The 11,462-nt window shown below is 34.8% G+C and carries 11 protein-coding genes; all 11 read left to right on the top strand.

All coding sequences use genetic code 11. The features are described 5' to 3' along the window. Positions 1–92 precede the first annotated feature (92 nt). The 11 genes from D8802_RS09735 to D8802_RS09685 all read left to right on the top strand — a co-directional run bounded on the left by D8802_RS09735 (position 93) and on the right by D8802_RS09685 (position 11,457). A complete protein-coding gene (locus D8802_RS09735) occupies positions 93–560 on the top strand; it encodes an NUDIX hydrolase (RefSeq protein ID WP_084925390.1) in 468 nt (155 codons plus the stop codon). 105 nt (positions 561–665) lie between these two features. After that, a complete protein-coding gene (locus D8802_RS09730) occupies positions 666–1,868 on the top strand; it encodes an ATP-grasp domain-containing protein (RefSeq protein WP_084925389.1) in 1,203 nt (400 codons plus the stop codon). Continuing rightward, entirely contained in the window at positions 1,868–2,983 is a 1,116-nt protein-coding gene (locus tag D8802_RS09725; RefSeq protein ID WP_084925387.1) for an ATP-grasp domain-containing protein, read from the top strand. Before D8802_RS09730 ends, D8802_RS09725 begins: the two co-directional genes overlap by 1 nt. Further along, on the top strand, positions 2,967–4,154 hold the full coding sequence (locus D8802_RS09720; protein WP_125395698.1) for an MFS transporter: 1,188 nt from the start codon (positions 2,967–2,969) through the stop codon (positions 4,152–4,154). Before D8802_RS09725 ends, D8802_RS09720 begins: the two co-directional genes overlap by 17 nt. A 793-nt stretch (positions 4,155–4,947) precedes the next feature. Beyond that, on the top strand, positions 4,948–5,247 hold the full coding sequence (locus D8802_RS09715) for a hypothetical protein (protein WP_003042486.1): 300 nt from the start codon (positions 4,948–4,950) through the stop codon (positions 5,245–5,247). Further along, positions 5,237–5,725, top strand: coding sequence for a hypothetical protein (locus D8802_RS09710; protein WP_000093687.1), 489 nt, complete (start codon positions 5,237–5,239; stop codon positions 5,723–5,725). Before D8802_RS09715 ends, D8802_RS09710 begins: the two co-directional genes overlap by 11 nt. After that, the gene (locus tag D8802_RS09705) at positions 5,725–7,602 is read left to right on the top strand and encodes a VirD4-like conjugal transfer protein, CD1115 family (protein WP_125395699.1); all 1,878 of its coding nucleotides are present in this window, start codon (positions 5,725–5,727) and stop codon (positions 7,600–7,602) included. The genes D8802_RS09710 and D8802_RS09705 overlap by 1 nt, the downstream gene beginning before the upstream one ends. A gap of 20 nt (positions 7,603–7,622) precedes the next feature. Beyond that, positions 7,623–7,865, top strand: a complete 243-nt coding sequence (locus D8802_RS09700) for a hypothetical protein (protein WP_000627865.1) — start codon at positions 7,623–7,625, stop codon at positions 7,863–7,865. A gap of 16 nt (positions 7,866–7,881) precedes the next feature. Next, on the top strand, positions 7,882–8,736 hold the full coding sequence (locus tag D8802_RS09695; protein ID WP_001054257.1) for a VirB6/TrbL-like conjugal transfer protein, CD1112 family: 855 nt from the start codon (positions 7,882–7,884) through the stop codon (positions 8,734–8,736). A gap of 53 nt (positions 8,737–8,789) precedes the next feature. Further along, entirely contained in the window at positions 8,790–9,149 is a 360-nt protein-coding gene (locus D8802_RS09690) for a PrgI family protein (RefSeq protein ID WP_001097589.1), read from the top strand. After that, on the top strand, positions 9,100–11,457 hold the full coding sequence (locus D8802_RS09685) for a VirB4-like conjugal transfer ATPase, CD1110 family (RefSeq protein ID WP_185758228.1): 2,358 nt from the start codon (positions 9,100–9,102) through the stop codon (positions 11,455–11,457). Before D8802_RS09690 ends, D8802_RS09685 begins: the two co-directional genes overlap by 50 nt. Positions 11,458–11,462 lie beyond the last annotated feature (5 nt).

Raw genomic sequence — 11,462 nt, 5'->3', positions numbered from 1 at the left:
GAATATTACCATAATACATATGGGATTCCGAAAGAATACTTTGGAATCATGGATCAGATTTCAATAACAGATTATAATTTTAGGAGAGCATAATGGATTATATAAAAAAAATAAGAAAAAAGGTCGGTAAGGATAAAATTTTTTTAAACTTTACTAGTGGAATACTGCATAATTCTGGGAAAATACTTTTACAAAGAAGAGCAGATAGAGGAACATGGGGATTACCTGGAGGTGCTATTGAATTAGGAGAATCAGCTGCAGAAGCGTTGGTGAGAGAATTTTATGAAGAGACGGGAATTAAAGTTATACCTGTGAAACTTCAAAATGTTTATACAAAATATACTGATTCATATCCGAACGGTGATGAAGCACAAGTTATTACTATTTTGTATTTAGTTAATGCCGTAAATGATTTTATTGACCATAACTTTAACAATGATGAAACCCTAGAATTAGCTTTTTTTGATTATGATGAAATTCAAAATCTAAAAATTGTCAATCAACAACATGAAGATATGATTAAGGATTTTTACGAAAAAGATACTCCGGTAGAAAGGTAATTTTTCAGAATCGGAAAATAATATCCAATTCCTTTAGTAACTACAAAATATTTACCTGCTTTATAAAAGTGTTAAAACTAATAATTCAATAGAAAGTTAAAATTGATGAAAAATATACTTATCTTACATCCATATAGAGAAAACTATACAGATATACTCAGTTGTCTTCCTACTAATCATCACTTCACCTTACTAATTGATGAGTCAAAGAGAGAGTCGTTTAGAGTTAAATTACCCAAAAATGTTAAATTGGCTGGTGTTGCTGGAGACCAGAATACACGTAGAGAAAAGGCAGAAAAATTACTTAAATCAGAGTCTTTTGATGCGATTATACCTTTAGATGAATTTGATATCCTATTAGCGGCAGAACTGAGAGAAAAATTTCATATTGGAGGTCAAAAAGTAGATGAAGCGATTATTTTTCGTGATAAAAATGTAATGACAAAAAGAGTTAAAGAGTTAGGAGTTAGAATTCCTGAATCACAAAAAATAGATTGTTTTTCTGAACTTCAATATTTTTTTGATAGACATCAAGATATTATTTTAAAACCATTAAGTGGTGCAGGGTCTGTGGACACTTTCCGTGTTCAAACAATTAATGATTTGGTTAAACTAAAGGAAAGTTTATTTAATCAAGGGGAACAAATACTTGTTCAAGAGTATATTGAGAGTGATATTTATCATATTGATGGTTTTGTGAGCAATGGTGAAATTATCTATTGTGAGCCTTCTAAGTATCTTTATAATCCATTGTTAATCAAACAAGGAGGCTCAGCAGCAGCTGTTTCGTTAGATAAGGACAGCACTGGCTATAAGGAACTAGTAGGTTATGCTATTTTTTTATCAAGTAAATTGGATTTACAAGGGACATACTTATTTCATTTAGAAGTCTTTTATGATTTGAAGGATATTATTTTTCTGGAAATTGCCTGCAGAATCGGAGGCGCACGTATTAGGCAAAATTTAGAATATAAATTTGGTTGCAATCCTCTTAAGCTGCTGATTTATAGTATCAGCGGAGAAATATTACCTGAACTTCCCAAAGAATTTCCAAATACAGGTTGGCTTCTAACCGCAAAACGAGCAGGAACTATTAAAGAATTACCAACTATAACTAATGAGATAAAACAACAGTTTTCTATTTTTGATTATATCGAGTACGTGAAGGTGGGACAAAATTTGAATAGTGCCTTTCATAGCGCAGATGCAGTAATTGGATTATCACTATACGGTAAAGACTTTAAGAAAACTGAACAAGCGCTCCTATCTATTGAAAAGTGGCTACTGCAACATACGAGGTATAACTAATGAAGTTTTTTATTTATCGTTATCATCCATCTGGTATCGGAATTAAACCAGATATTAATTTGTCAATAATATGTCCCGAACATTTAAAAAATGTATACCTAGAGCAGTCATTTTTAGAGGAAAATATCTTTACTTTAGAGAACTTTGATTTTTCTGAATTACTAACTTTTTTTGATAACCGAGATAGCATTTCTGATATTTTTACACTTGATGAAGGATTAATGCATATTGTAGGTATTTTAAAATCTATTTTTACCAATACTAAAGATGCATGGAAAATAAATTTTGCGTATAAAGATAAAAAATTAATGAGACAAATGTTAGCCGGAAAAGTCTTGCAACCAACTCTACTTAATCCAATATCAGTGTTACCTGAGGAGTTTATGATTAAACTTCGTAGTGAAGCATCTGGGAAGGGAGTTCGTAAAGTTTCTCAAGTACCGAATTACTACACTAGTAAGGATTATTTACTCGAAACAGTTGAGCAGTTCGATGCGATGTTTACTTGTGATGGAATTGCAGTAAATGGAAAAATAGCTTATTTCTTCACCCATGAGTATGTTGGAAATATTTTAGATATTAAAGATAGCTTCTTTAATGTCATAAAAACAAATTCGAAATATAGTGACACTTCCTTTATTAAGAGATTGAAGGAAGAGACGCAGACAGTTTTGTATAACTTAGGGACTGAAGCTGTCCATCCCTTTCATGCAGAATTTTTTTATCATTCTGAAAGTGATCGATTGAGCTTTTGTGAAATTGGGAAACGGTTTGGAGGCGGAAATATTCCTTTATTGATTAAGCTGGCTTTTCAATTTGATATCCTTGAAACTTATTGGCGCTTAAAAAACGATATTTCATATCATCCAAAATGTTTAAATCAACCAAAGCGTTTTGCGTCAACATTAGCAGTTTTTCAAAATGGCAAGAGACAAGAACCTCCAGTTTTACCAGTAAAATATGACTACTTCAGAGAATATCCCGAAAAATTAGGGGAAAAAGCTACTTCATTAGAGGATTTGAGATACTTAATTACATTTTCAGCTGATATTAAAGAGGATTTTGAGCAAGTTTTTGAGAGTTTAAAGGAATATTTATATGAACAAAGAAAATAAAAATATCTTGCTGATGTTAGTTCAAGGTCAAACCACAAATTTCGGAAATATTATCTTTGATTATGCTAACAAGGTATTAATTGCGAACTTGGCAACAAAATCGTCTTTTTTTATGATGTTGTACCAATCCAGTGAATCAATTATTCAATTGCTTCTAAATTTATTTGCAGGTCATTTTGCAGATTTTAACGAACGGAAAAAAACTCTTATAATCACAGATTTAATTGCTGGCATCGTTACCTTTTTATTATTCTTATTTTATAATCCACAAAACATTTGGACTTTTATTGCTGTTAATATCATACTTGCCATTTTATTTAGTTTTAATAGACCTACATATAAGGCAATTGTTAGAGATTTATTATCGCAAGAGGGAATTTATAGATATAACTCTTTATCCAAAATCTTATCAGAGGTTGTTGCAGTCTCAGCACCATTGTTATCTGTTTTTGTTATACAGCAGTTCGGTTTTAAATATGGAATGCTAATCAATTCATTGTCTTTTTTTGTCTCAGCATTCTGCGAGTCTCATTTCCAAACTATATTTCGTAGCGAAACAAAAAAGGTCAATTTATTTAATGGAATTAGAGAAGGTTTTAACTATGTTGTTTCTGATAAATCTCTATTAGTGATTTTAGTTGCTAGTGCTTTTTTAAATTTTTTGGATGCCATTTATGCATTCTATCTACCATTTACTTCTTCTTTTTCCGGGTTTGATCATATCTATGCTTTTATCCTTATTGCTCAGTCGTTTGGTAGTATTGTTGGTGCCTTGCTTGCTGGATTATATAAAAAGCAACTGGGGCCAAAGGAGTTCTTTCACCTATTATTACCAGCTTCCATAGCGCTACTATTGCTAGGATTTTTTCATTCTTCACAGATTGTTGTATTATTACTCTTTGGTTCGTTTACATTTTGTGTGACGGTATTTAATATCAATCTAATGTCATATCTACAAATATCAGTTGATTCAGAATTTTTAGGACGAGTGTTTAGTATCATTTTTATGATAAGCGGTCTATTTATTCCATTTGGTAGCTTTGTCGCAGCAGCTCTTGATATGAAAAGTTGGTCACTCTTTCAATATATAGGAATTGGTCAGCTATTTATTTATTTCATTGGATTTATGATTTTTATGATGACAAAATGTAATGATGAAGATAAGATATAGTAAAAGTCGTTATTAACTTTTAAAAAATATAAATAAGAATGGTAGAGCATACTCCACCATTCTTATTTATATTTTTCAATTCGAGGAAAGTTATTTTCAAACTTATATTGAGCCAGCTAATATTAGTTTACATAGCCACAAGATTTAAAATTCTAAGGTAAATTTTATAATCATATTTGTATTTTTGCTAACAAGTATATAATCCTAAAGATTAGCGGTATTTCATACGGTAAAGCAGATATATCTGAATCCGTAAAAGCAGTTCATTGTACTGCTTTTTTCTTTTACGACTTACTCTGTTTGGTTTCATGAGCAAGCCCACAAAGTGAACTAATAACAAATCGTGAGAAGTCATAGTGATGAAATTTCTGTAACAGAAGTAGTGCGAATTGCTGAACCATTAAATGAGTATCTCTCGAAGTAGAAGCGCCTATTTTGACTTTTAATCTGATAGAGTGGTAGTTTGAAAATGTAAATGATAGCTACTGTTCATAAAACATAGAATGTATGTAGGGTGTTGTGAGAGGAGCTAGAAATTAGCACTTACCTGATTATTCCAACAACCCCAAAAATGTGATAAAAATTTCAACTACTCTTATCTATAATAAAGCTACCTGTTCTTTGAAAATTGAATCCACTCCGTCTTGATTAGCGTGCCTGTGTAAGTAGGGACTGAGAGTATTTCCCTGTGAAGGGCAACTGGCACAAGACGTGTGTGAGAATTTTCTAACAGACACGGAGTTTATCGTTACCAGACTTAAACGATGCGACAAACTAGATAAAGGAGTTAATCATGAAGGTAGTAAACTTGTATGATTTGAAACAAATGGGAAATAAAGGTGGTTGTACCATCCAATTGATTCATCACTTTCCCTTTGGTATGGGCTTAGGACATCTCAAAAAAGACTACATTGAATTTAAACGTGTTGGTATCTTTGATGGGAAGGCAGTAGAAGTTACTCTTCGAGAACCTTATTCGAGAGATCTACTGCAGGTTGTCAAGTCGATTAAGCAACATCAGAAATTGATAGCTTATCGCTATAAAGAAGGAAAACTGCTATTTGTGAAGAAGGAGGCGTCAGATGTCCTCTGAACAACAGGAACGAATGGCTGTTCAATATGCAGAGCGTAGTCTTTTATTTACTGTAAGAAGTCTCTTAAAGATTCTAGAATGGTCTAGACGTCAGGCTTTAGCACAGGATTCCGCCTATAAGATAGGGGTACAGAAATTAGAAGAATTGCTACAATCTCCTTATTCGATTGATACGATTAATCTGAAAAAAGATTTTTTAGACAAACCAATTGATATAGAGAAATTTAAAGCTTTTTTAGAAAAAGAAGAGATTCCTTTAGCCATCGCTTGGCAAGGGGATTCTCTGCATTTCTACACGAAAGACCGTTCAATTCTAGACAATCATTTAGACCATCTGTTAGAAAAAATGGTTAATGATCCGGAGAAATTAGCTGATTTTACCATGGATAAGTCTTTAGACGATGCAATTGATGAGGCTAAATCCCAAATTACCTTTAGACAAGAAGGGGCTGTCAAACAGAAAGAGATGGTGAGATGATGTACAGTGGAAAGAAATTCCTACTATTCTCCCTGTTAGGCATCTTACTAGGCTATATCTTTCATCGTTTGACGCTTTTGTATGATTCCTATACTGGAAATAGCTTAGATAAATGGACTCATCTTCTGATGGAAGGTCAAGATGAAGTTCTTCAGTCGCCATGGAATGTTTCTTTTACTGGAAAATCAAGTGCTTTTTTTCTTCTAGGTTTTGTTATGATGTTGCTGGTTTATCTCTATCTAGAGACTGGTAAAAAGCAATACCGAGAAGGGGTAGAATACGGGAGCGCCCGTTTTGGAACTCTAAAAGAAAAGAAGCTCTTTTACGGTAAGGAATTTTCTCATGATACGATCTTAGCACAAGATGTTCGTTTGACATTATTAGATAAAAAACCACCCCAATATGATAGAAATAAGAATATTGCGGTGATCGGAGGTTCAGGAAGTGGGAAGACATTCCGCTTTGTGAAGCCCAATCTGATTCAGATGAATAGTTCTAATATTGTAGTGGATCCTAAAGATCACTTGGCCGAAAAAACAGGCAAACTCTTTATAGAACATGGCTACCAAGTAAAGGTGTTAGATTTAGTCAATATGAAGAACTCGGATGGCTTCAATCCTTTTCGATATATAGAGACAGAAAATGATTTGAATCGCTTGCTGACGGTTTATTTCAATAACACCAAAGGCTCTGGCTCCCGTAGTGATCCATTTTGGGATGAAGCTTCTATGACTTTGGTACGAGCTTTAGCCTCTTACTTGGTCGATTTCTATAATCCACCCAAAACAAGAGAACAGCTCATAGAAGAAAGTCGTTTAAGTCAAAAAGAATACCAAAACTTGTTGAAACGTCAAAAAAAAGAAGTGGAAGAGCGAAAAAAACGAGGGCGTTATCCAAGTTTTGCTGAAATCTCAAAACTCATTAAACATTTATCCAAGGGTGAAAACCAAGAAAAAAGTGTCTTAGAAATTCTATTTGAAAATTATGCTAAAAAGTATGGGACTGAAAATTTTACCATGCGAAATTGGGCAGATTTTCAAAATTATAAGGATAAGACTTTGGATTCTGTTATAGCTGTAACCACTGCTAAATTTGCCCTCTTCAATATTCAAAGTGTCATGGATTTGACCAAAAGAGATACCCTTGATATGAAGACATGGGGCCAGGAAAAATCAATGGTTTACTTAGTTATCCCAGATAACGATAGTACCTTTCGCTTTCTTTCAGCCCTCTTTTTTTCAACCGTGTTTCAAACCCTAACAAGACAAGCAGATATTGATTTTAAGGGTCAATTGCCTCTTCATGTAAGAGTTTACTTAGATGAGTTCGCAAATATCGGAGAAATTCCAGATTTTGCTGAACAAACCTCAACAGTTCGTTCTCGTAATATGAGTCTAGTTCCCATTCTTCAAAATATTGCCCAACTTCAAGGACTCTATAAAGAAAAAGAAGCTTGGAAAACCATTTTGGGGAACTGTGATAGCTTAGTCTACTTAGGTGGGAATGATGAAGATACCTTTAAATTTATGAGTGGCTTACTCGGTAAACAAACCATTGATGTTCGAAATACTAGTCGTTCCTTTGGCCAGACAGGTTCAGGATCCCTTTCTCATCAAAAGATTGCTCGTGATTTAATGACACCTGATGAAGTCGGAAATATGAAACGGCATGAATGCTTGGTTCGAATTGCCAATATGCCTGTCTTTAAAAGTAAAAAGTACAATTCCATTAAGCATCCAAACTGGAAGTACCTAGCCAATCAAGAAACCGATGAACGGTGGTGGAACTATCAAATTAATCCTTTGAATCAAAGACAGGAAAATCATCTTGAAGGCCTTAGAATTCGTGATTTAACTTTTGAATCTAGTTTAAAATAAAAATAGAAAAGAGGAAATAGATGATTACGCATTTTAAAGGTTTTGTTTATGGAGTAGACGCAAGTGCCATGTTTGCACAAGCTATGTCTTTGTTACAGAAGGGATTGATTGCGGTTGGTGCCTTTCTCGTTGTTGTGGGGATTGTCAATCTTGCAACCAACATTAAAGATGGTGGACCAGGTGTTCGGAATGCCATTCTTGAAATTGTCGGTGGAGTTATGGTAGGGGCTGCTGGAGCCTTTGTAACCCAGATTTCAATTTAGGAGGATAAACAATGACATGAATCTTAGTTTAGTCTCACCCTTTGTTTACCTTGCATCTGAAAAAATATCAGCTGAAAATTTATTTGAAGGGTTTAATGTAGATTTACAATCTACGGTAGATCTGATTAAATCTCTATCTAGCTACAATCCAACTGTTTGGACTTATATGTCTAGTATTACTAAAAGTGTCATGCAGCCTCTTGGAGTTGCGATTCTATCAGTTGTTCTCATCTTAGAATTTTCAAAGATGGCAAAGAAAATTGCTAACTCAGGAGGAGCGATGACCTTTGAAGCATTGGCGCCGATGTTGATTAGTTATATCATGGTCGCAGTTGTAATTACCAACACTACCGTGATTGTAGAAGCCATCATCGGGATTGCGAGTCACGCCATTGAACAAGTGGCCTCGATTGTGGCTCACGGTGGGGCAAAGTATGATACCATCTCTGGATTAAAAGGTTCAGGATTTATTGGCCGGATGATTGTGGGCTTTTTCGCCCTCCTCATTTGGCTTGTTCGGATAGTAAGTGCAGCCATGGTTAACCTTTTGGTATCTATTCGATTTATTCAACTCTACCTTATGATTCCATTTGCCCCTCTTACGATTCCAACATTTTTAAGTGATGAATGGAAGTCTATTGGTATTGGCTATTTAAAAAATATTATGGTCTATGCGGTACAAGGGGTTCTTATTTTTCTGATTGTTTCTCTTGTTCCTTTGTTTGAATCTGCTGGGAAAATAGCTGTCTCAAATGGTGCAGGAGTCTTGCAATCACTTGCGATTATGTTTGGTAGTTTGGTACAAGCTATCTTACTGATTATTGCCCTCGTTGGTTCTCAACGTACGGCTCGCTCTATCTTAGGTATGTAATTAGATAAAGGCTAGGAAGTGAATGCTTCTTAGCCTTTTTAGAAAGGAAAGTCATGAATACACGTGTCTTTAAAGACATCTCAAAATACCAACACAGGGCTTGGTTAGGTTTCACCACAAGACAAATCATCTTTGTTTTACCAGCCTTTATTGTCACAATTATTGTTTTGGGCTTGAATCTCTTTTTCTGGCAATTTGGAGATTGGTTTGTTTACGGTTTTGTGTTTGCTTTTACCATCCCCCTCATGCTTTTTGGAGTCTATAAACCCAATGATTTATATTTTGAACATTATTTGAAATACCGTCTTCATTTTGAATTAACGGTTCCCCTACGCACAATTACAGGAAAGAAAGGACCTGAACATGAAAAGAAAATCAAATACATTAAAGAAACAAAAAACTTCAATGACTAATAAAAAGGAAAAAGTTAAAGGGAAAAAAGAGGAAGTGTTACCCTCAACGGCTAATACTCTTTCCTATCAAGCCCTGTATCAAAATGGTCTGATGCAGGTAAAAGAAGATTATTTCTCACAAAGCTATTTACTTGGTGATGTCAATTACCAAACTGTTGGTTTAGAAGATAAGGGCGCAATCATTGAGAAGTATTCTGATTTGATTAACTCTTTAGACGACCAAACCAACTTCCAATTGACTATCTTTAATAAAAGATTAAATTTAGAAAAGTTTAGACAAAGTGTTTTGTATGAGGAAAAAGAAGATGGATATGATAGCTATCGTCAAGAATTGAATCGGATGATGAATCAGAATTTAGACAGTGGTGAAAATAACTTTTCAGCTGTGAAACTGATTACCTTTGGTAGAAAGGATTCTAATCCCAAACAAGCCTATCGTTCCCTGTCCCAAATAGGAGAATATTTCAAGAGTGGTTTCTCAGAAATTGATGCTCGCTTTGAATCCTTGGCTGGAGAAAACCGTGTGAACTTGTTGGCAGATATGCTTAGAGGAGAACACCATCTTCCGTTTTCTTACCGTGATTTAACGAGATCGGGTCAGACAACTCGTCACTTTATAGCTCCTAACCTCTTGGATTTTAAAAACAAGAATTACCTACAAATCAATGACCGCTTATTGCAGATTGTCTATGTCAGAGACTACGGTATGGAATTAGGAGATCAGTTTATCAGAGACCTCATGCAAGGAGATTTGGAATTGATTGTGAGCCTCCATGCTCAAAGTTCGACCAAGGCTGATGCCATGAAGAAACTACGAACGAAGAAAACCTTAATGGAATCTCAAAAGATTGGGGAACAACAAAAACTCGCTCGTACAGGTATCTATTTGGAAAAAGTAGGTCATGTATTAGAAAGCAATATCGATGAAGCTGAAGAACTCTTAAAAACCATGACAGAGACAGGAGATAAACTATTTCAAACAGTCTTTTTGATTGGTGTTTTTGGTCAGGATGAAGAAGAACTTAAACAAGCTCTAGACACGATTCAACAAGTGGCCGGCTCAAATGACCTAATGATTGATAAACTTCCATATATGCAAGAAGCAGCCTTTAATAGTTTGCTGCCATTTGGTTGTGATTTTTTAGAAGGCGTATCACGGAGTTTATTAACGTCCAATATAGCAGTGAACTCTCCTTGGACTTCAGTAGACTTACAAGACCGTAGTGGGAAATATTATGGTATTAATCAAATCTCAAGCAATATTATTACCATTGATCGAAGCCTATTAAATACACCGTCTGGTCTGATTTTAGGGACATCTGGAGCTGGGAAAGGGATGGCAACCAAGCATGAGATTATCACGACCAAAATCAAGGAATCTGGTGAAAATACTGAAATTATCATCGTGGATCCAGAAGCAGAGTACAGTGTTATTGGACGGGCTTTTGGTGGGGAAATGATTGATATTGCGCCAGATTCCCAAACCTATCTCAATGTACTTGACTTGTCTGATGAAAATATGGATGAGGATCCTGTTAAGGTAAAATCAGAATTTCTTTTATCCTTTATCGGCAAGTTATTGGATAGGAAAATGGATGGAAGAGAAAAATCGATTATCGACCGAGTTACCAGACTCACCTATCAGTCATTTAAAGAGCCTTCTTTGGAAGAATGGGTCTTTGTCTTGAGTCAACAACCAGAAGAAGAAGCGCAGAATTTGGCACTTGATATGGAACTGTATGTCGAAGGTTCTCTTGATATTTTTTCTCATAAGACCAATATTCAGACAGGATCTAATTTCTTGATTTATAACGTTAAGAAGTTAGGAGATGAGCTGAAACAAATCGCTCTTATGGTTGTTTTTGATCAGATATGGAATCGTGTCGTTCGGAATCAAAAATTAGGGAAGAAGACCTGGATTTATTTTGACGAGATGCAGCTTCTCTTATTAGATAAATATGCCAGTGATTTCTTCTTTAAATTGTGGAGTCGTGTCAGAAAATATGGAGCCAGTCCGACTGGAATAACTCAAAACGTCGAAACCTTATTGTTAGATCCAAATGGTAGACGGATTATTGCAAATAGTGAATTTATGATTCTCCTCAAGCAAGCAAAAAATGACCGAGAAGAATTGGTTCAACTCTTAGGATTGTCAAAAGAACTTGAAAAATACCTAGTCAATCCAGAAAAAGGTGCAGGACTGATAAAAGCTGGTTCCGTTGTAGTTCCCTTTAAAAATAAGATTCCTAAAGGTACTCAATTGTTTGATATCATGAGTACAGATCCTGATAAAATGGCTTCTAATTAAGGGGA

This window comes from Streptococcus oralis, from assembly GCF_003943395.1.
Classification (GTDB): Bacteria; Bacillota; Bacilli; order Lactobacillales; family Streptococcaceae; genus Streptococcus; species Streptococcus oralis_BF.
This window is presented reverse-complemented; position numbering and strand designations above follow the sequence as displayed.